This is a genomic window from Bradyrhizobium sp. USDA 4504, from assembly GCF_054063995.1.
In genome coordinates this window covers 2,891,812-2,911,009 of the sequence record NZ_JBSSGV010000001.1, presented here as the reverse complement: position 1 = coordinate 2,911,009, position 19,198 = coordinate 2,891,812, and the positions used below count along the sequence as shown (strand labels likewise).

The 19,198-nt window shown below is 65.4% G+C and carries 19 protein-coding genes; 7 read left to right on the top strand and 12 right to left on the bottom strand.

Annotation, left to right across the window (positions count from 1 at the left end; translation table 11 throughout):
• Positions 1-5: 5 nt before the first annotated feature.
• Positions 6-335, top strand: coding sequence for a four-helix bundle copper-binding protein (locus ACVMB1_RS13295; RefSeq protein ID WP_028331985.1), 330 nt, complete (start codon positions 6-8; stop codon positions 333-335).
• 189 nt (positions 336-524) lie between these two features.
• Here ACVMB1_RS13295 and ACVMB1_RS13290 read toward each other — a convergent pair whose 3' ends face one another.
• The 5 genes from ACVMB1_RS13290 to ACVMB1_RS13270 all read right to left on the bottom strand — a co-directional run bounded on the left by ACVMB1_RS13290 (position 525) and on the right by ACVMB1_RS13270 (position 3,935).
• Positions 525-956, bottom strand: coding sequence for a CBS domain-containing protein (locus tag ACVMB1_RS13290; protein ID WP_057018654.1), 432 nt, complete (start codon positions 954-956; stop codon positions 525-527).
• Between the two features lie 128 nt (positions 957-1,084).
• The gene (locus tag ACVMB1_RS13285; protein ID WP_310884694.1) at positions 1,085-1,261 is read right to left on the bottom strand and encodes a hypothetical protein; all 177 of its coding nucleotides are present in this window, start codon (positions 1,259-1,261) and stop codon (positions 1,085-1,087) included.
• A gap of 64 nt (positions 1,262-1,325) precedes the next feature.
• On the bottom strand, positions 1,326-2,078 hold the full coding sequence (locus ACVMB1_RS13280) for a DUF72 domain-containing protein (RefSeq protein ID WP_076828821.1): 753 nt from the start codon (positions 2,076-2,078) through the stop codon (positions 1,326-1,328).
• Between the two features lie 33 nt (positions 2,079-2,111).
• Positions 2,112-3,359, bottom strand: a complete 1,248-nt coding sequence (locus ACVMB1_RS13275; protein WP_076828823.1) for a DUF763 domain-containing protein — start codon at positions 3,357-3,359, stop codon at positions 2,112-2,114.
• Between the two features lie 87 nt (positions 3,360-3,446).
• On the bottom strand, positions 3,447-3,935 hold the full coding sequence (locus tag ACVMB1_RS13270; RefSeq protein ID WP_076828825.1) for a YciE/YciF ferroxidase family protein: 489 nt from the start codon (positions 3,933-3,935) through the stop codon (positions 3,447-3,449).
• A 238-nt stretch (positions 3,936-4,173) separates the two neighbouring features.
• On the opposite strand from ACVMB1_RS13270, the gene ACVMB1_RS13265 reads away from it, so the two are divergent.
• From ACVMB1_RS13265 to ACVMB1_RS13245, 5 genes are all read left to right on the top strand, one after another.
• Positions 4,174-4,377, top strand: a complete 204-nt coding sequence (locus ACVMB1_RS13265) for a CsbD family protein (RefSeq protein WP_028331989.1) — start codon at positions 4,174-4,176, stop codon at positions 4,375-4,377.
• A 101-nt stretch (positions 4,378-4,478) separates the two neighbouring features.
• A complete protein-coding gene (locus ACVMB1_RS13260; RefSeq protein ID WP_310884695.1) occupies positions 4,479-5,087 on the top strand; it encodes a cysteine hydrolase family protein in 609 nt (202 codons plus the stop codon).
• Between the two features lie 639 nt (positions 5,088-5,726).
• Complete coding sequence (locus tag ACVMB1_RS13255) at positions 5,727-6,746, top strand: TRAP transporter substrate-binding protein (protein WP_018271684.1); 1,020 nt, start codon at positions 5,727-5,729, stop codon at positions 6,744-6,746.
• 27 nt (positions 6,747-6,773) lie between these two features.
• Complete coding sequence (locus ACVMB1_RS13250) at positions 6,774-8,660, top strand: TRAP transporter large permease (RefSeq protein ID WP_229190727.1); 1,887 nt, start codon at positions 6,774-6,776, stop codon at positions 8,658-8,660.
• A gap of 25 nt (positions 8,661-8,685) precedes the next feature.
• Positions 8,686-10,335, top strand: coding sequence for an acyl-CoA synthetase (locus ACVMB1_RS13245; RefSeq protein WP_310884697.1), 1,650 nt, complete (start codon positions 8,686-8,688; stop codon positions 10,333-10,335).
• A 4-nt stretch (positions 10,336-10,339) separates the two neighbouring features.
• Here ACVMB1_RS13245 and ACVMB1_RS13240 read toward each other — a convergent pair whose 3' ends face one another.
• The 6 genes from ACVMB1_RS13240 to ACVMB1_RS13215 all read right to left on the bottom strand — a co-directional run bounded on the left by ACVMB1_RS13240 (position 10,340) and on the right by ACVMB1_RS13215 (position 17,012).
• A complete protein-coding gene (locus ACVMB1_RS13240; RefSeq protein WP_057018661.1) occupies positions 10,340-11,146 on the bottom strand; it encodes an MBL fold metallo-hydrolase in 807 nt (268 codons plus the stop codon).
• Positions 11,143-11,934, bottom strand: a complete 792-nt coding sequence (locus ACVMB1_RS13235; protein ID WP_456849898.1) for a TatD family hydrolase — start codon at positions 11,932-11,934, stop codon at positions 11,143-11,145. The genes ACVMB1_RS13240 and ACVMB1_RS13235 overlap by 4 nt, the downstream gene beginning before the upstream one ends.
• Positions 11,935-11,948: 14 nt before the next feature.
• Positions 11,949-13,940 carry a methionine--tRNA ligase gene (gene metG, locus ACVMB1_RS13230; protein WP_253623879.1) on the bottom strand — a complete coding sequence of 664 codons (1,992 nt, stop codon included), beginning with the start codon at positions 13,938-13,940 and terminating at the stop codon, positions 11,949-11,951.
• 87 nt (positions 13,941-14,027) lie between these two features.
• On the bottom strand, positions 14,028-15,068 hold the full coding sequence (locus ACVMB1_RS13225; RefSeq protein WP_057018662.1) for a DNA polymerase III subunit delta': 1,041 nt from the start codon (positions 15,066-15,068) through the stop codon (positions 14,028-14,030).
• Complete coding sequence (gene tmk, locus ACVMB1_RS13220) at positions 15,065-15,751, bottom strand: dTMP kinase (RefSeq protein WP_456848667.1); 687 nt, start codon at positions 15,749-15,751, stop codon at positions 15,065-15,067. The genes ACVMB1_RS13225 and tmk overlap by 4 nt, the downstream gene beginning before the upstream one ends.
• A gap of 1 nt (position 15,752) precedes the next feature.
• Entirely contained in the window at positions 15,753-17,012 is a 1,260-nt protein-coding gene (locus ACVMB1_RS13215; RefSeq protein WP_456848665.1) for a D-alanyl-D-alanine carboxypeptidase family protein, read from the bottom strand.
• Positions 17,013-17,174: 162 nt separating this feature from the next.
• Here ACVMB1_RS13215 and ACVMB1_RS13210 point away from each other — a divergent pair, with 162 nt between their 5' ends.
• Positions 17,175-18,110: an alpha/beta fold hydrolase gene (locus ACVMB1_RS13210; RefSeq protein ID WP_456848663.1), complete on the top strand. Its 936-nt coding sequence runs from the start codon at positions 17,175-17,177 to the stop codon at positions 18,108-18,110.
• 33 nt (positions 18,111-18,143) lie between these two features.
• Here the strand turns inward: ACVMB1_RS13210 and ACVMB1_RS13205 are convergent, their stop codons facing one another.
• Positions 18,144-19,076 (bottom strand): septal ring lytic transglycosylase RlpA family protein, encoded by a 933-nt coding sequence (locus tag ACVMB1_RS13205; RefSeq protein ID WP_082653899.1) that lies wholly within the window; start codon positions 19,074-19,076, stop codon positions 18,144-18,146.
• Positions 19,077-19,198 lie beyond the last annotated feature (122 nt).

Sequence of the window (19,198 nt, the reverse complement as noted above, 5' to 3'; positions counted from 1 at the left end):
TCGACATGGCATTCTCTGAGGAAATGAACCGATGCGTCGAGACCTGTCTGTCCTGCTATAGGACCTGCCTCGGCACGGCCATGAACCATTGTCTCGTCACCGGCGGCAAGCATGTCGAGCCGGCGCATTTCCGATTGATGATGGCTTGTGCGGAAATGTGCCGGACGGCGGCCCATTTCATGCTGATCAACACCCCGCACCACAAGCACACCTGCCGGGAATGCGCGGAGATCTGTGGTGAATGCGCCGAGGATTGCGAGCGCGTCGGCGGCATGGACGAATGCGTGGCGATGTGCCGTGCGTGCGCGGAATCCTGCCGCAAGATGGCGGCCTGACGGCGCGAGCTCCCCGTTCGGTCAATCGGAGCTGACGTAATGGGCGCGCCAGAGCAGCGCCGTGACGATCAGGGCGATGACCCCGGCGGCAATCACGATCCACGGTACATAGTCGGCCATTGGCGCTGACGCTCCGCTTCGCGAGCCGGGCCTTTGCGAGCCAGGGCCGCGAAGCGGAGCCGTGTAAGTCTAGAGTTGCGCGTGTTGGGTGGTCGGGCGTGAGATCTGGCTGAGCGCCATGCCCGTACCATCGCTGGCCTGGATCAGGGCGATATCCCCGAGTGCGATGATTCCGACCAGGCGCTTGTCCCGGCTCAGCACCGGCAGGCGCCGAACCTGGATCGCACCCATGTTCTGCGCGATGTCGTCGAGCTCCTGATCCTCGAAACAATACTTCACCTCGGCCGTCATGACGTCGCCGACCCGCGAGTCGGGGCCGCGACCCATTCCGATGCCGCGAAGCGCGATGTCGCGGTCCGTGATCATGCCGACCAGGCGCTCGCTATCGGTAACCGGCAGCAGGCCGACGCCAAGCGCTGCCATCGCTTCTGCGGCATCGCGGAGCGTATCGTCGGGGGTGCACAGCTGGACGTCAGGTGTCATCGCGTCGCAAACCTTCATGATAGCCTCTCCATTTGGCTGGTTGCGTCAACGGCCTAACGATGCCGCCCGGAACGGCGTTCCTAACAAGGCGAGGCGGATGGCAATGTTGGTCCAGGTCGGATGAAGCGGCGTGTCCCGCTCCGTGCCTAGGCTACGCCGGGATAGGTCGCCGACTTCAGCAGGCGTGCAGGATGTGCCGCGTTGGCCGCAAGCATGGTGGTGGTCTGCACAGTCTTGTCGTAGGGCTTTTTGAGGTCCTTGTAGTCGGTCGGGGAGGGATCCTTGCCCCGCTTCAGCGTGTAGTTCAGCGCAATGGCTTTCAACGATCGGATGGCATCGCGTCGGCTCGTCTCTTTGGCAGCCAATGCAGGCTGGAACCGTTCGTTCCTATTGCGAACGCCGCCTGGGAACGGTGGCGCCGAGTAGCGCGCAAAGCCGTTTGGCATCCGCCGGCGCTGCGCTCTTCTGGTCGTTGTCGAAATAGACATAGATGTCGCATCCCTGCCGCTTCCAGCCGCGGATGCGTTTGGCCCAGTCGGAAAGCTCGGCCGGCTTGTAGTGCCCGCGATATCGGCCGCCCGGGCCGTGGCCGCGGACGTAGACGAAATCCGCGGTCCGTTTCCACGGCGCCGGCGCGTCGTGGTGATCGGAAATGCAGAGCGCGATATTGCGATCCGCCAGCAGCTTCAGGATATGCGGCTCGTACCAGCTGGGGTGGCGGAATTCGAACGCATAGCGCCGCCGCCGCTTCAACAGCTTCAGGAACGAGGCTAGCCGATCGGCATCGATCGTGAAGTTCGGCGGCAGCTGAAACAGGACCGGGCCGGCCTTGTTGCGCAGCAACGACAGACGCTCTTCCAGCAATTGGAGACTGTTGACCGAGTTCGCGGAGAGGCGCTTCCAGTGCGTGATGAATTTCGACGCCTTCCAGGCGAAGACGAAATCCGCATCGGTCGCGTCGCGCCAGCCTGTCACCGCCTGTTCGGTCGGCGTGCGGTAGAAGACGCCGTTCAGCTCAGTCGTCGGAAACTGCGTCGCGTAGTAGTCGAGTTGCCGCTTGAGCGGCAAGCCCTTGGGAAAGAACGGACCGCGCCAGGACGAATAGTGCCAGCCGGAGGTGCCAATCAATACGCGCGCCATGCGATGGTCCAAGCGGTGGATCAAGCCTTCGCTTTAAGGCTTGGTGATCCCGTCGCGCTCGGCAAGGTCGGCTTCCCAACCGAACACCGAGCGGCCGTCGAGCGCAGGAGAACGGGCCCGCTCGTTCGCGACAAACGCCTCGAAGGAGGGGCCGGTGGCGGTTCGTTCCAATCTGCGGGCCTGATCGTCGAGCCGCTTCAGCGCCTGCATCTCCTCATCGCGGCCGAGCTTTGCCTGCTGCACGGCCGACTTCAGCACGCGGATGGTCTCGTCATAGACCTTGATCGGCACCGGGAAGGGATGACGGTCCTTGCCGCCATGGGCGAGCGAGAAGCGCGCCGGGTCGCGGAAGCGATAGGGCGTCCCGTGAACGACCTCGGCGACCATCGCGAGCGACTGCACCGTGCGGGCGCCGACGCCGGGCGTCAGCAGCAGCTCGGGAAAATCCAGCGGCCCGCGATCGGCAGCCGCGGCCAGGGTGCCGTGCAGGCGGCGGACGAACACGTCGCTCGAGCGCACGTCGTGATGCGCGGGCATGATCAGGTGGAGGAGATCCGGTTGCGCGGTCGCGCTCTGCGTCAGCTCGGCATATTCGCGCGTGATGCCGTCCGGCCCCAGCGCAGCGAGCAGATCGAGCTGCGCCTGGCGCGAGCCTTCGGCGCGGTGATCGGTGAGATTGACGATCTCGCCCTGCGCCGGGCCGTCGATCGCGCTGTGCGGCTCGTCGACGAAGCTACGCAGGCCTTCGGAGTGCCAGTGATAGCGGCGGGCCTGCCGCTTGTCGCCGTTCATGCCTTGCTGGACGACGGTCCATTTGCCGTCGTCGGTGACGAAGAAACCATGCAGGTAGAGCTCGAATCCGTCCTGCACCGCGGCGCTGTCGACCTTGGCCACCAGCCGGCTCGCGCGGGTTAGGGCGGCACCGTCGAATCCGACGCGGTCGCCGAGGGCGGACAGTTCATCGGGCGTGCGGCGCGAGTGCTTGCCGCGCCCGCCGCAGACATGGATTCCGAGCTCGCCCTGCAGCGGCGCCAGACCTCGCTTCAGCGCACCGATGACGCTGGTGGTGATGCCGGACGAGTGCCAGTCCATGCCCATCACGGCGCCGAACGACTGGAACCAGAACGGATGCGACAGTCGCTGCAAAAAGGCATCGCGGCCGTAATGGTGGACGACGGCCTGCGTGATGATGCCACCCAGCGTCGCCATGCGCGCCGCCAGCCATGGCGGCACGCGGCCGCCATGGAGCGGAAGATCGGCGCTGCCGGTGCGTCGGGCCATCGGGCTCCCAGATGCTGAATCGGCGTCCAATCTACCAGCAAATGCGAGCATGTGTACAAAGCGGACGTCGCTTCATCGCGCGTCTGGTCAGGCGGCTTCGGCGTTGATGCCGCTGACGGCAAGCTTGGTGAGCGCTTCATCCGTCTTCTTTTCCTCGGCCAGGGTCTGGTCGATGAGCTTGACCGCATCCTTCATGCTGAGCCGGTTGGCCCAAGCCTTCAAGGTGCCGTAGCGGGCGATCTCGTAATGTTCGACCGCCTGGGCTGCCGAGAGCAGGCCCGCGTCGAGCGCCGGCGTGTCGGCATACTCCTCCATGATCTCCTTACCCTCGTCGATGATCCCCTCGATGGCGTCGCACTTCTTGCCGCGCGCCGGCTTGCCCATCAGGTCGAAGATCTGCTCGAGCCGCTCGATCTGTCCTTCGGTCTCGTCATGATGCTTCTCGAACGCCGCACGCAGATCGTCGGACTCGGCGGCCTTGGCCATCCGCGGCAACGCCTTCAGTATCTGCTTTTCCGCGTAATAAATGTCCTTGAGGGTATCGAGGAAGAGGGCGCTGAGATGCTTGTCCGGCATTGGTCGCTCCGTGTGTTGGGTGAATAGTCCGGAGTGCCAACACGAGTGCGGAAAGCAAGTTCCTATCCTTGATCGATGCGTGGCAAAGCGCCTCGTCGGCCGTCGCACATTCGAGCGGGTCACGATGGAGCTTGGTCGGATTGCGAAGTCTGGATTGCGAAGTCTTGCCGCAACGTGCCTTCGGAACGAAGCCTCGGCCGGCCCGTTGGTCGGTCTCATCGTTCAAGGGAGAACCGCAATGGATTGGAATCGTGTCGAAGGCAACTGGAAGCAGGTCAAGGGCAAGGTCAAGGAGCAGTGGGGCAAGCTCACCGATGACGATCTCGATGTGATCGACGGCAAGCAGGACCAGCTCGAGGGCCGTCTGCAGCAGCGTTACGGCTATGCCAAGGATCAAGCCGCCAAGGAAGTGAACGACTGGTACGGCCGCCAGAAATGGTGAACGGGACCGCGTTCCGGGCCCCGCTTCGGCGGGGCCTTTCGCGGCCTGGGCGGCTGAGCTTGCGTGTGACGGCATCCGGTCGGCGCGCGCAGGAGTGAGCGATGGGACAGCTTCTGAGCCCGCCAGGTCCGCGCGCGGCGCACCTTTGCATCGATATGCAGCGGCTGTTCGAGCCCGGAGCGCCCTGGGCGACGCCCTGGATGGACCGCGTGCTGCCGCGCATCATCGAGCTGGCACGGCATGCGCCTGAACGTACCGTGTTCACCCGCTTCATTCCGCCGCGCTCGAAGCACGACGCGCGAGGGATTTGGCGGGCTTATTATGAGAAATGGGAATGCGTGACCCGCGAGCGGCTCGATCCGGAGTTGATCGAGCTCGTGCCGGCGCTCGCCGCCTGTGTGCCGCCGGCCGCCATCATCGACCGGCCGATCTACAACGCGTTCGGCAACGGGCGCCTGCAAGCTCATCTGGATGCGCATGGGATCGATACGGTGATCGTGTCGGGCGGCGAGACCGACGTGTGCGTGCTCGCCACCGTGCTGGCCGCGATCGATATCGGCTACCGGGTGATCGTGGCCGAGGACGCCCTGTGCAGCTCTTCCGATCAAAGCCATGACGCGCTGCTGCAGCTCTATGCCGAACGCTTCAGCATCCAGATCGAGGTGGCATCCACGGCCGATATCCTCCGGATGTGGACCCTCGACGGCTGAAGCGACAACGGGCCGAAACGAGGTACCGGTATCAGGGCGGCCGGAGCAGGGGTGGCAATACCTGCTTCCTGGGGCTGAGCTGACGCCGCTGGCGATGCGTAGCTGCGAGGCAGCCGTTCTGGTCCTGTCAGCGATTGACCATGCGAGACGACCGAGATGACCGGACCGCACAAATCGAGCCAGGCGTGCCTGGCTGATACGGCTCGCTCAACCGCTGGAAGGTAGGACTGGGCCGTCAATCTGCTAGACGGTGCCAAGGTTCCTGATTCTCGGCGTCACGGCGAAGGTGAGCGGAGCTATGGGATAGCTGCCGGTGATCGTAGCCACGCCCATATCCATAATTCGCATAAGGTATATTATGGAATATTTATATCTACAATTAGATCAGATATTTAGTGGGAAATCTTCGCACTGGTCCGCAAGTTGGCGCGCGTGATGGTGTGTCCCGAACTGTCGCCTAGCCGGTGCTGGTGCCGCAGCGATGCACGCGCGCGCATCTCGTCTGAAAGCCGATATTGCCGCCGCGTACGGACGCTGCAATAAGCCCCAGCTGTGCAGAGATCGCTGGTGACCCCGCGGCATCAGGTCCGTATAGGATGGCATCTCAGAACAACAACAAGCCTCTTGAGGGAGCAACCAATGAGCTTTTCACGACGCACGCTGCTGAAGGTTTCCGCCGCTTCCGCCGTCCTCGGCGGGATCGGCGCGCCCTATGTCGCGCGCGCCCAGTCGGCCGAATTCTCTTACAAGTTCGCCAACAATCTGCCGGAGTCGCATCCGTTCGTGGCGCGCGCCCGGGAGATGGCCGCGGCGATCAAGACCGAGACCAACGGCCGGTTTGACCTGCAGGTGTTCCCGAACAGCCAGCTCGGTTCCGATACCGACATGCTGAGCCAGGTGCGCTCCGGCGGCGTCGAGTTCTTCACGCTGTCCGGCCTGATCCTGGCAACCCTGGTGCCGGCCGCCTCGATCAACGGCATCGGCTTCGCATTCCCGGACTATCCCACGGTCTGGAAGGCCATGGACGGCGAGCTCGGCGCCTATGTGCGCGGCGAGATCAACAAGGCCGGCCTCGAGGTCATGGAGAAGATCTGGGACAACGGCTTCCGGCAGACCACGTCGTCGACCAAGCCGATCACCGGTCCCGACGACCTCAAGGGCTTCAAGATCCGCGTGCCGGTGTCGCCGCTATGGACCTCGATGTTCAAGGCGTTCGATGCATCGCCCGCCTCGATCAATTTCAGCGAGGTCTATTCGGCGCTGCAGACCAAGATCGTCGAAGGCCAGGAAAACCCGCTGGCGCTGATCTCGGCGGCGAAGCTCTACGAGGTGCAGAAATACTGCTCGATGACCAACCACATGTGGGACGGCTTCTGGTTCCTGATGAACCGCCGGGCCTGGGCGGCGCTGCCGGACGACATTAAGACCATCGTCGCCAAGAACGTCAACGCGGCGGCCGTCAAGGAGCGTGAGGACACCGAGAAGCTGAACGCCACCGTGAAGCAGGAGCTCACGGGCAAGGGGCTCGTGTTCAACCAGCCCGAGGTCGGGCCGTTCCGCGACAAGCTCCGCGCCGCCGGCTTCTACGCCGAGTGGAAGGGCAAGTACGGCGAGAAGGCCTGGGATCTGCTCGAGAAGTCCGTCGGCAAACTGTCCTGATCGATCAAATCAAGCGGGAGGTTTGCCATGGCTCATGTCGAGATGACGCCGGCCGTGGCCGGCGAGGCGGCGTCGCAGCCCCCTCGCCGCCGCTCCGTTCTCGGTTCCATCGACGCGGCGCTCGGAATGCTGGTGGAAATCCCGGCGGCGATCCTTGTCGTCGCCGAGGTCGTGATCCTGTTCGCCGGCGTGGTGTCGCGCTACGTGCTCCATGCGCCGCTGATCTGGTCCGACGAACTGGCGTCGATCCTGTTCCTGTGGCTCGCGATGCTGGGATCGGCGGTTGCGTTCCGCCGCGGCGAGCACATGCGGATGACGGCGCTGGTCGCAAGCGCGGGACCGCGGCTCTGGGCCTATCTCGATGTGATCGCGACCTGCGCCGCGCTGGCGTTCCTGATCCTGATCGTGCGGCCGGCCTATGAATATGCCTACGAGGAAAGCTTCATCACCACGCCGGCGCTGCAGATATCCAACACCTGGCGCGCGGCGGCGCTGCCGGTCGGCACCTGCCTGATGGCGCTGTTCGCGCTGCTGCGGCTGGCGCGGGTCGGCGATTTCAGGACCTTCCTGCTGGCCGCGCTGACCGTAGCTGCGCTGATCGGGCTGTTCTGGCTGGCACAGCCGATGCTGCGGCCGCTCGGCAATCTCAACCTGATCATCTTCTTCGTCGGCGTGGTCGGCTTCTGCGTGTTCGCCGGCGTGCCGATCGGCTTTGCCTTCGGCATGGCGATCTTCGGCTACCTGGCGCTGACCACGCGGACGCCGCTGATGGTGCTGGTCGGCCGGATGGACGAGGGCATGAGCCATCTGATCCTGCTGTCGGTGCCGCTGTTCGTCTTCCTCGGCCTCCTGATCGAGATGACCGGCATGGCGCGGGCCATGGTGGCGTTCCTGGCGAGCCTGCTCGGCCATGTCCGCGGCGGCCTGCATTACGTGCTGGTCGGCGCCATGTATCTGGTCTCCGGCATCTCCGGATCGAAGGCCGCCGACATGGCCGCGGTCGCGCCCGTGCTGTTCCCGGAAATGAAGCAGCGCGGCGCCAAGCCGGGTGATCTGGTCGCCCTGCTCGCCGCCACCGGCGCGCAGACCGAAACCATTCCGCCGAGCCTCGTGCTGATCACGATCGGCTCGGTGACCGGCGTCTCGATCTCGGCGCTGTTCACCGGCGGCCTGCTGCCCGGCGTGGTGCTGGCGATCACGCTGTCGGGGCTGGTGTGGTGGCGCTACCGCGGCGAAGACCGCAGCCACGTCCAGCGCGCCACCGGCAGCGAGATCGGCAAGGCGTTGGTGTTCGCCCTGCCCGCATTGGCCCTGCCCTTCGTGATCCGCTACGCCGTGGTCGAAGGCATCGCCACCGCCACCGAAGTGTCGACCATCGGCATCGTCTACGCCTTCGTCATCGGCCTCTTGATCTACCGCAAGTTCAACTGGCGGCGGCTGTTGCCGATGCTGATCGACACGGCGTGCCTGTCGGGGGCGATCCTGTTCATCATCGGTACCGCGACCGGCATGGCCTGGGGCCTGACCCAGTCCGGCTTCTCGCGGGCGCTGGCGGCGGCGATGACCGGGCTGCCCGGCGGGTCGGCGACCTTCATTGCGGTCTCGATCCTGGCCTTCGTGATCCTCGGCAGCGTGCTCGAGGGCATCCCGGCGATCGTGCTGTTCGGGCCTCTGCTGTTTCCGATCGCGCACCAGGTCGGCGTCCACGAGGTGCACTACGCCATGATCATCATCCTGGCGATGGGCATCGGGCTGTTCGCGCCGCCGTTCGGGGTCGGCTATTATGCCGCCTGCGCCATCGGGCGCGTCGATCCGGCCGAGGGTATCCGGCCGATCTGGGGTTACATGCTGGCGCTGTTGATCGGCCTGATCATCGTCGCCATCTTCCCCTGGATATCGATCGGTTTCCTGTAAAGCACCTTGCGGATGGGATAGAGCCATGAGTGCAGCTCAGAACCAGTACTCGATCGGGTTGGACAAGACGCCGGCCAACTACGTGCCGCTCTCGCCGCTGAGCTTCCTGGCGCGCTCGGCCGCCGTCTATCCCGACCATCTCAGCGCGGTCTATGAGGGCCGCAGCTTCACCTGGAAAGAGACCTACGAGCGCTGCAGGCGCTTTGCGTCCTATCTCGCCGGCCGTGGCATCGGCCATGGCGACACGGTCGCGGCGATGCTGCCGAACATCCCGGCGATGAACGAATTGCACTTCGCGGTGCCGATGACCGGCGCGGTGCTCAACGCGCTCAACATCCGCCTCGACGCGGCATCGATCGCGTTCCAGCTCGAGCATGGCGGCGCAAAGATCATTCTGGTCGATCCCGAATTCTCCGGCGTGATCGCGGAGGCCCTGACCCTGATGAAGGGCGCTAAGCCGTTCGTGATCGACGTCGATGACGCGGCCTTTGGCGGCGGCAAGCGGATCGGCGAGATCGAGTATGAGGCTGCCGTCGCGGCGGGCGATCCCGGCTTCGTGGAACGGCCGCCGGCCGACGAATGGGACGCGATCGCGCTGAGCTATACGTCGGGCACGACGGGCAATCCCAAGGGCGTCGTGACGCATCACCGCGGCGCCTATCTCAACGCCGTCAGCAACATCCTCGCCGGCAATCTCGGTCAGCATCCGGTCTATCTCTGGACGCTGCCGATGTTTCATTGCAACGGCTGGTGCTTCCCCTGGACGATCGCGGCGGCCGCCGGCGTCAATGTCTGCCTGCGCAAGGTCGACCCGGCCAAGATCTTCGAACTGATCCCGAGGCACGGCGTCACCCACATGTGCGGCGCGCCGATCGTCTACAACACGCTGATCAACGCGCCCGATGCGCCAAAGGGTGGCAAGGCAAAGCCCGTCGTCGGCCTGATCGCCGGCGCGGCGCCGCCGGTTGCGGTGCTCGAGGGTGGCGAGCGCATCGGCATCAAGCTGACCCACGTCTACGGGCTGACCGAGGTCTATGGCCCCGCCTCCGTCTGCGCCGAGCAGCCGGGCTGGGACGAGCTGTCGGCTGATGCGCGCGCGCAGCTGAAGCGGCGCCAGGGCGTGTCCTATCCGCTGCAGGAAGGCGTCACGGTGCTCGATCCCGAGACCATGCGCGAGGTGCCGCGCGACGGCGAGACCATCGGCGAGGTCATGTTCCGCGGCAACATCGTGATGAAGGGTTACCTGAAGAACGCGACGGCGACGCAGGAAGCCTTTGCCGGCGGCTGGTTTCACACCGGCGATCTCGGCGTGCTCGACGAGCACGGCTACGTCATCATCAAGGACCGCTCCAAGGACATCATAATCTCCGGCGGCGAGAACGTCTCCTCCGTCGAGGTCGAGGACATCCTCTACAAGCACCCGGCCGTGCTGTTTGCGGCAGTCGTGGCCAAGCCCGACCCGAAATGGGGTGAAGTGCCCTGCGCCTTCATCGAGCTGAAGGACGGCGCCAAGGCGACCGAGGCCGAGATCATCGCCTATTGCCGCGAGCACATGTCGGGGTTCAAGACGCCGAAATCCGTGGTGTTCGGCGTGATCCCGAAGACCTCGACCGGCAAGATCCAGAAATTCCTGCTGCGCAACCAAGTCGGATCGGCCAAGGCGATCTCGGCCTGAGCCTTCAGCCTGCCCGGTCGAGCGTCAGCCGCATGCCGTCATGGGCCGGGATGACGTCGGCCGGCAGGCTCTGCCGCAGCACCTCGTAGTCGAGGTCGGAATGCATGTTGGTGATGACCGCGCGCTTCGGCTTGAAGCGCTCGATCCACGACAGCGCGTCCGCAACGCTGAAATGGCTGGGATGCTGCGCATAGCGCAAGCCGTCGACGATCCAGAGATCGAGACCTTCGAGCGCCGGCCAGCTTTCCTGGGGGATGTCGTGCAGATCGGGCGTGTAGGCGGCGCCGCCGATGCGGTAGCCGAGCGCCGGGATCTTGCCATGATGTACCAGGAAGGCCGCGAGCTTCAGCGGACCGCCCTTCCCCTGGACCGTATGGCTCTCGCCGGCCTCGATCGAATGCCGCGTCAGGATCGGCGGATAGTCGCTGCCTTCCGGCGAGATGAAGCAATAGGAGAACCGCGCCATCATGTCCTTGGCGGTCGACTGGTTGAAGTAGACCGGGATGCGGCGGCGCTGATGCAGCACGACCGAGCGCAAATCGTCGATGCCGTGGGTCTGGTCGGCATGCTCATGCGTCAGGAACACCGCGTCGATGTGCTCGACATTGCTGTCGATCAGCTGCTCGCGCAGATCGGGCGAAGTGTCGATCACGACCCGCGTGGTGCCGTGCTCCATGGTGCGCTCGGCCATGATCGAGCAGCGGCGGCGGCGGTTCTTGGGATTGCTGGGGTCGCAGGCGCCCCAGCCGAGTGCCGGGCGCGGCACGCCGGCGGACGAGCCGCAGCCCAGAATGGTCAGTGTCAGCGTCATGCAGCAACCTTCGGCGCCGGCACCTTGGAGAACAGCCGGAAGAAGTTTTCGGTGGTCTGCCGCGAGATCTCCTCCAGGGAGACGCCGCGGGTTTCCGCGAGCACCCTGGCGACCTCGACGACATAGGACGGCTCGTTGCGCTTGCCGCGGAATTTGCCGGGCGCAAGATACGGCGCGTCGGTCTCGACCATGATGCGGTCGGCCGGCAGCTCGGCTGCCAGCGCGCGCAGCGCGTCGGACTTCTTGAAGGTCAGGATGCCCGTGAAGGAGATCGACAGCCCAAGCGCGATCGCCTTCATCGCGAGTTCGCGCCCGCCGGTGTAGCAATGCAGAACCGCCTTGAACGGGCCGTTCGCGACCTCGTCCTCCAGGATGCGGCCGCAATCCTCATCGGCCTCCCTGGTATGGATGACGAGCGGCAGGCCGGTCTCGCGCGCCGCGGCGATGTGCGCGCGAAAGCCGCGCTCCTGCGCCTCGCGCGACCCGTGCTCGTAGAAATAGTCGAGCCCCGCCTCGCCGAGCGCCACGACCTTCGGATGCTTCGTCAGCTCGATCAGTTCGCTGGCCGGGATGCCGTCCTCTTCATCGGCATGATGCGGATGGGTGCCGACCGAGCAGTAGACGTCGGGAAATCGCTCCGTGATCGCGAGCAGACCGCCGAGCCGTCTCACCCGGGTCGAGATCGTGACCATGCGGCCAATGCCGGCCGCCTCGGCGCGCCCGACGATCCCGTCGAGATCGTCGGCGAAATCAGGGAAATCGAGATGGCAATGACTGTCGACCAGCATGAATTTCGAACCGCTCACTCGGTCTTCGGTTCCACATAGCGCGGGAACACGCCGACAGGCGCCGGCAAAACCGTACCCGGCTTGATCCGTTCGGCGACCGCGGCAAAGCTGCGGGCGTCAGCAGCGATACCGAGGCTGTCGAGCATCTTGCCGCAGGACTCCGGCATCACGGCCTGCGCCATGATCGCGATCTGGCGCACGACTTCGGCGGTGACATACAGCACCGTCTTCTGGCGCGCGGGATCAGTCTTCGCCAGCGCCCACGGCGCCTCGCCGGCAAAATAGCGGTTGGCCTCGGCGACCACGGCCCAGACCGTGTTGAGCCATTGATGGATCTGCTGCGTCGCCATCGCGGTCCGCGACGTCTCCAGCATGGCGTCGGCCTGCGCCAGAATCGCCTTGTCGTTGTCGCTGAATTCGCCGGGCTCCGGCAGCACGCCGCCGAGTTGTTTGGCGATCATCGACAGCGAGCGCTGCGCCAGATTGCCGAAATCATTGGCGAGGTCGGCGTTGATACGCGCGACGATGGCCTCGTGGTTGTAGTTGCCGTCCTGGCCGAACGGCACTTCGCGCAGAAAGAAGTAGCGCATCTGGTCGACGCCGTACTGCTCGGCGAGATTGAAGGGGTCGACCACGTTGCCGACCGACTTCGACATCTTCTCGCCCCTGTTGAACAGGAAGCCGTGTGCATAGACCCGCTTCTGCACGGGAATGCCTGCCGACATCAGGAAGGCCGGCCAGTACACGGCGTGGAAGCGGATGATGTCCTTGCCGATGATGTGCACGTCGGCCGGCCAGTAGCGCCAATGCTTGTCGTTCTCATCGGGATAGCCGACGCCGGTGATGTAGTTGGTCAGCGCGTCGACCCAGACATACATCACGTGCTCGGGATCGTCCGGGACCTTGACGCCCCAGTCGAACGTGGTGCGCGAGATCGAGAGGTCCTTGAGCCCGCCGCGCACGAAACTCATCACCTCGTTGCGGCGCGAATCCGGGCCGATGAAATCGGGCTGGCTCTCATAAAGGTGCAGCAGCTTGTCCTGGTAGGCCGACAGCTTGAAGAAATAGCTCTTCTCCTCGACCCATTCGACCGGCGTGCCCTGCGGGCCGCGGCGGACATTGTCCTCGCCGACGACGGTCTCTTCCTCGGCGTAATAGGCCTCGTCGCGCACCGAGTACCAGCCGGCATAGGTGTCGATATAGATGTCGCCATTGTCCTGCATGCGGCGCCAGATCTCTTGCACCGACTTGTGGTGAGCAGGCTCCGAGGTGCGGATGAAGCGGTCGAACGAGACGTTGAGCCGCTCGTCCATCTCCTTGAACCGCGCGGCGTTGCGGGTCGCGAGATCGAACGGCGTCATGCCCTCGCCGGCCGCGGTCTGGATCATCTTCTGTCCGTGCTCGTCGGTGCCGGTCAGGAAGAATACGTCCTTGCCGTCGAGCCGCTGGAAGCGCGCCAATGCGTCGGTCGCGATCGCCTCATAGGCGTGGCCGATATGCGGCTGCCCGTTCGGATAGGCGATCGCGGTCGTGATGTAGAAGACGTTGCCGCGGTCCGCGGCGGGCACCGGAACGGAAGCGGCCGCAGGAGCCACCGCCGCGGGTTTGGGCTGCTTCGGCGCGCGAACCTTTGCCGGTCTCGGCGCCTTCTCGGTAACGGGAGCCATCGGCAGAGCGGGCTTCTTTGCCGCCGGTGCGGCGGCTGCGGCTGCTTTCTTCGGCGCAGCCTTGGTGGCCTTCGCAGCAGCCTTCTTGGCCGTGCTCTTGGCCGTCTGCTTCGCAGCCTTCTTGACGGCCTTTTTGACGACCTTCTTTGCCGCCGATTTCCTGGCGCCCTTGGCTCCGGTCTTGGATTTGGACTTGGCGGCCTTCTTCGCTTTCTTGGCGACGCGCCCGGCCTTCTTGGCTGCGCGCGCCTTCGCCGTTGCTTTGCTGGTCGCGCGAGCGGGCGATGCCTTCTTCGTCTTCTTGGCTTTTTTCGACGATTTCTTCTTAGCGGTCGCCACCACGGAATCCTTTGCAGATCGAAACGAGATTGTCGGGGGTGTTGTCAGACGGATGTGTTTTCAGCAGATGCGTTTAAGACGCGGTGTCTATCGGGTCGCATCCGCGAGCATCGAAAACACCGAGAAAACCAGCGGCTTGCGCTCCAGATTGTAGGCTTCGGTATCGCGCGCGGCGCGGACGATCTTTTCCCATACCTCCGCCAGCCGTGCAAGGCGCGGCAGATTGGCATTGGCATCGCCCGTGCGCATGCGCTCGCTCATCCAGCGATCGATGCCGTCGATGAAGGCGGCGAGCGCGACGCGGTCGCTGGTGCCGAGCGCTTCGCCCAGCGCATGCAGCTCACGCGGATCGACACTCGGAAGCGTCGCGAGCAGCGCGGCCGTGCGTTGCTGCAGTTTCAGCGCATCGCCGCCGAGCAGCGACAGCGCCCGCCCGACGCTGCCTTCGGATGCTGCGGCGGCTTCCGCCAGCGCGGGATCGTCGGCTTCGATATCGGTTGCAGCCGCGGCCGCGCGCACCACATCGTCCGTCTCCAGCGGCCGCAGCAGCAACTTGCGGCAGCGGGACAGAATGGTCGGCAGCACCCGTGACGGTGCGTGGCTGACCAGGAGGAACAGCGATTGCTGGGGCGGCTCCTCGAGAATCTTCAGCAGCGCGTTCGCGGCGTTGGGATTGAGCTCGTCGACGGTGTCGACGATGCAGACGCGCCAGCCGTCGACCGCAGCGGTCGAGCCGAAGAACGAGATGGTCTCGCGCGTCTCGTCGACCGTGATGACGGTGCGCATCACGCCGCGATCGTTGAGGCCGCGCTCGAGCACAAGGAGCCCGCCATGAGCGCCTGCCGCGACCTGCCGCGCCACGGGGTCGGCCGGATCGACCCGCAGCGTCGGCGCCTGCTGCACCTGGGACGATTTCGGATTGCGAAACGCCAGCACGAACCGCGCCATGCGGTAGGCCAGCGTCGCCTTGCCGATGCCCTGCGCCCCGCCGATCAGCCAGGCGTGCGGAATTCGCCCGCTGCGATAGGCATCGAGCAGCGCGGTCTCCGCCTCGCGATGCCCAAACAAATCCGGCGTTTCGCGCGGATGGCGGGCGGCGCTCTCCTGTTCGACCTTGCGCGCGCTCATGCGATGCTGTCCGCCACAAGCGTTGCGCGCAGATGTTCGCGCAGCGCGGCCCATATCCTGGCCGTGACCGTGTCCGGATCGGCCGTAGCGTCGATCAGGACGCAGCGCTCCGGATCTTCGGCCGCGATCCGGCGGTACGCGTCACGCAAATCCTGATGGAACTTGATGCCTTCGGCTTCGAAGCGATCGGCGGTGGCGTCGCCGCGGCGCGAAGCGGCGCGTTGCAGTCCGACCTCGACCGGCACATCGAGGATGAAGGTCAGATCGGGCTTGAGATCACCGATGGTCACGCGCTGCATGGCGTTGACCAGTTCGGGCGACACCTGCCCGAGCTGGCCCTGATAGGCACGCGTGGAATCGAAGAAGCGATCGCACAGCACCCAGATGCCCTGGTTGAGCGCCGGCAGGATCACGGTGCGGACATGGTCGTCGCGCGCGGCGGCGAACAGCAGCGTCTCGGCCTCCGGCCCGAGCAGCTTGCCCATCCCCGACAGCACGAGGTGACGGATGATCTCCGCCCCCGGCGAGCCGCCGGGCTCGCGGGTCACGATCGCGCTCAGCTTGGCGGCATCGAGCCGTTCGGCAAGCTTGCGGATCTGGGTCGATTTGCCCGACCCCTCGCCGCCCTCAAAGGTGATGAAGCGACCGCGCAAGCTCGGCCGTTGGACTGCTGCTTCCGCCATGTCAGAGCTTCTCGACCCCTGCGCGGAACATGCCGATGACCAACTCCTGAGCGCCGTCGAGCGCGCGACGCATCGTCGATCCGGTGCCGACCGCGTCCGCTGCGAAGACCGGAGCCTCCATCGCGACATTGGCGCCGCGCCACACCCGCACCACCCCGATCTTCTGGCCGGCGGTGATCGGCGCCTTGACCGGGCCGCTATAGATGATGCGCGCGAGCAGCTTGTCGTTGCCGTTCTTCGACACCATCACCTTGATCGGATCGGGGCTGACGAGCTTGACCGAGCGGCTCTCGCCGCCGAACACCCGTGCGTAGCCGACCGGCTGGTTGGCCGCGATCAGGGTCCGGGTCTCGAAGCTGCGGAACCCCCATTCCAGCATCTTCTTGGCTTCGGTCGCGCGGTCCTCGGAATCCTCGAGGCCATTGACCACGACGATCAGCCGTGTGTCGTTCTGCACCGCCGAGCCGACCATGCCGTAGCCGCCTTCCTTGGTGTAGCCGGTCTTCAAGCCGTCGGCACCGGGCAACGCGTTCAGCAGCGGATTGCGGTTCTGCTGGCGGATCTTGTTCCAAGTGAATTCCTTCTCGCCGAACAGCTTGTACCGGTCCGGGTAGGTCAGGATGATGTGCCGCGCCAGCGTTGCGAGCTCCCGCACCGTCATCTTGTTGGCCGGGTCGGGCAGCCCGTTGGAATTGCCGAAGGTCGACTTGGTCATGCCGAGCTCGCGGGCGCGCTTGGTCATGAATTCGGTCGCAAAGGTATGCTCGTTGCCGGCAATGCCTTCGGCGAGCGCGATACAGGCGTCGTTGCCGCTCGGGATGATCGCGCCATGCAGGAGATCGTCGACCGAGACCTTGCTGTTGATTGCCGCGAACATCGTCGAGGTGCCGGACGGCGCCCCGCCCCGCCGCCAGGCGTTCTCGCTGATCCGGTACTCGTCCGTGAGCTTGATGTCGCCCTTCTTGATGGCGTCGAACACCACCTCGGCCGTCATCAGCTTCATCATGCTGGATGGCGCGCGGAGCTCGTCGGCGTTCTTCTCGAACAGCACGCTGCCGCTTGAGGCCTCCACCAGGATCGCGGTCGGCGCATCGCCGTCGAACCCGCCCTCTTCCTTCTTGGCGCCCTGGACACTGTTGTTGGCGGCATAAACCACTCCGCCGCAACCGATCGCCAGCGCGACCGCGGCCGCGACCAGGCCGCGCCAGCAACGCCCGGCGCGAGCTGACAACGTGCGGGGAACTGCGGTCTGGGCTGCCATCGGCGATGTCCTGAGAGACTGCGTTCTAACAGCTGGAAGTATCGCAAACAACTGAGGTTTCTGCGCTTGTGCACGGCCGGCCGGATTGCCGGTTGCGTTGAACGTCCCTATCCTTGGAACCAGCTAACGTCAGCAGAACCGGCAAACAAGGCGGAAACGCGAATGTCATCCTCCCGCACCATCTCCGCCAACGGCATCGACATGTTTGTGCGCGAGGCCGGGCAAGGCCCGCTGGTCGTGCTCTGCCATGGCTGGCCGGAACTGTCCTATTCATGGCGGCACCAGATCGCGGCGCTGGCCGCGGCAGGCTTTCGGGTCGTCGCGCCTGACATGCGCGGCTTCGGCCGCACCGGCGCGCCGGCCGAGGTCGGCGCCTACACGATCTTCGATACGGTCGGAGACATGGTGGCGCTGGTTGCCGCGCTCGGCGAGACCCGCGCGATGATCGTCGGCCATGACTGGGGCGCGCCGGTGGCCTGGCACGCGGCCCTGTTCCGTCCCGACATCTTCACGAAGGTCGCCGGCCTCAGCGTGCCGCCGCCGTTCCGCGGCCGTGGTCGCCCGCTCGAGACCCTGCGCGACAGCGGCATCACCAATTTCTATTGGCAGTACTTCCAGCCGCCCGGCGTGGCCGAGGCCGAGTTCGAGCGCGACATCGTCCACACCATGCGCCTGGTGCTCGGGCGTGGCGTCTCCGATCCGAGCTCGATGTTCGTCGACGAGGCCAAGGGCTTCCTCGGCAAGCTGCCGGCCGGGATGCCATTGCCGGCCTGGCTGACCGAGGCCGACATTGCCGAATTCGCCGAAGGCTATCGGCACTCCGGCTTCCGCGGCGGCCTCAACTGGTACCGCAATCTCGACCGCAACTGGGAGCTGACCGCGCCCTGGCAGGACGCGCAGATCCATCAGCCGTCGCTGTTCATCGCCGGCTCGAATGATTCGGTGATCACCGGGCTGATCGGCGCCAAGCGTGTCGCGGACATGGAGCGCGTGCTGCCGAACCTCAAGCAGAAGCTGATCATCGAGGGGGCCGGCCACTGGATCCAGCAGGAGCGCCCCGACGAGGTCAACGCGGCGCTGATCGCGTTTCTGAAGTGATCAGGCCAACAGCCTGATCTGTAAGCGCATGGCTCAGTAGAGGCCGCGCCCGCTCAGGACTTCGGCCGGTCCGCGCGCGTCGATCGGGACATAGGCGGCCGCCGGGCTCGGGCTTGCGGCGTAGCGCGCGTCGCCCTCATAGGAGACTTCGCGCGGATTGCTCAGAGCGCGGCGGTGCGACCGGCTCGAGGCCGACATTTCCGAGGTGGCGCTCACCGAGGCGTAGTCGGCCTGGGTGTTGCCGAGGCTGTAGGGCCGCCCCTCCGGCAACGGAACGTCGCCACGGACCCGGCCCGAGGAGGATGACATCTCCGGCACGAACGGCCGTGCCGAGGCGACGCGGACCATCGACGGGGACGGCGCTGGAGTACCGGTGCGCAGGGTCGCCATCAGCTGGCGGTCGTCGGACCCCTCGAGCGGCGCCCGGCCGACATATTCGACGCGGACGCGAGCCACGCCATTGCCTTTGAATTCAAGCAGCTCTGCGGCTTTGTTCGAGACGTCTATGAGGCGATTGCCGTGGTACGGGCCGCGGTCATTGACCCGAACGACGAGCGATCGGCCATTGCTCAGATTGGTGACGCGGGCGTAGCTCGGCATCGGCAAGGTCGGATGGGCGGCGGTGAGCGAGCCCATGTCGAACACCTCGCCATTGGCGGTCAGGCGGCCATGGAAATCGTCGCCGTACCAGGACGCCATGCCCTCGGCGCGGTAGTTCTCGTTCTCCTCCGGCACATAGGTGCGGCCGGCGACAACATACGGCTTGCCGATGCGATAGGTGCCGCCGCCTTTCGGCACGGGATCACCCAGCGCCACCACGCGCGGGCTCGACGACACCCCGTATTTGGGGTCGACCCGGTTGGCGAACTTGTTCGAGGAGGCACAATTGGCGAGGACGAGGCACGTCGCCACCGCAACGGCGCCGCGCGCCGTCCGGATCATCGAATCTGGCCGTCTAATCCCCATCTGCCCCAAGTACCATTCTGCCGGACGTGCGCCTACTCCGAGGCGTCGAAGTCGTTTGCCGTCGCTGTGCGGCCCACCTCCGCACCAGAGCGTGACGATATCGCAACCGGAACACGGCGGAA

Coding starts and splice junctions, on each gene's coding strand:
- ACVMB1_RS13295 (WP_028331985.1), top strand. CDS start 6: ATGGCATTCTCTGAGGAAATGAACCGATGCGTCGAGACCTGTCTGTCC.
- ACVMB1_RS13290 (WP_057018654.1), bottom strand. CDS start 956: ATGAAGGTTTGCGACGCGATGACACCTGACGTCCAGCTGTGCACCCCC.
- ACVMB1_RS13280 (WP_076828821.1), bottom strand. CDS start 2,078: ATGGCGCGCGTATTGATTGGCACCTCCGGCTGGCACTATTCGTCCTGG.
- ACVMB1_RS13275 (WP_076828823.1), bottom strand. CDS start 3,359: ATGGCCCGACGCACCGGCAGCGCCGATCTTCCGCTCCATGGCGGCCGC.
- ACVMB1_RS13270 (WP_076828825.1), bottom strand. CDS start 3,935: ATGCCGGACAAGCATCTCAGCGCCCTCTTCCTCGATACCCTCAAGGAC.
- ACVMB1_RS13265 (WP_028331989.1), top strand. CDS start 4,174: ATGGATTGGAATCGTGTCGAAGGCAACTGGAAGCAGGTCAAGGGCAAG.
- ACVMB1_RS13260 (WP_310884695.1), top strand. CDS start 4,479: ATGGGACAGCTTCTGAGCCCGCCAGGTCCGCGCGCGGCGCACCTTTGC.
- ACVMB1_RS13255 (WP_018271684.1), top strand. CDS start 5,727: ATGAGCTTTTCACGACGCACGCTGCTGAAGGTTTCCGCCGCTTCCGCC.
- ACVMB1_RS13250 (WP_229190727.1), top strand. CDS start 6,774: ATGGCTCATGTCGAGATGACGCCGGCCGTGGCCGGCGAGGCGGCGTCG.
- ACVMB1_RS13245 (WP_310884697.1), top strand. CDS start 8,686: ATGAGTGCAGCTCAGAACCAGTACTCGATCGGGTTGGACAAGACGCCG.
- ACVMB1_RS13240 (WP_057018661.1), bottom strand. CDS start 11,146: ATGACGCTGACACTGACCATTCTGGGCTGCGGCTCGTCCGCCGGCGTG.
- ACVMB1_RS13235 (WP_456849898.1), bottom strand. CDS start 11,934: ATGCTGGTCGACAGTCATTGCCATCTCGATTTCCCTGATTTCGCCGAC.
- ACVMB1_RS13225 (WP_057018662.1), bottom strand. CDS start 15,068: ATGAGCGCGCGCAAGGTCGAACAGGAGAGCGCCGCCCGCCATCCGCGC.
- tmk (WP_456848667.1), bottom strand. CDS start 15,751: ATGGCGGAAGCAGCAGTCCAACGGCCGAGCTTGCGCGGTCGCTTCATC.
- ACVMB1_RS13215 (WP_456848665.1), bottom strand. CDS start 17,012: ATGGCAGCCCAGACCGCAGTTCCCCGCACGTTGTCAGCTCGCGCCGGG.
- ACVMB1_RS13210 (WP_456848663.1), top strand. CDS start 17,175: ATGTCATCCTCCCGCACCATCTCCGCCAACGGCATCGACATGTTTGTG.
- ACVMB1_RS13205 (WP_082653899.1), bottom strand. CDS start 19,076: ATGGGGATTAGACGGCCAGATTCGATGATCCGGACGGCGCGCGGCGCC.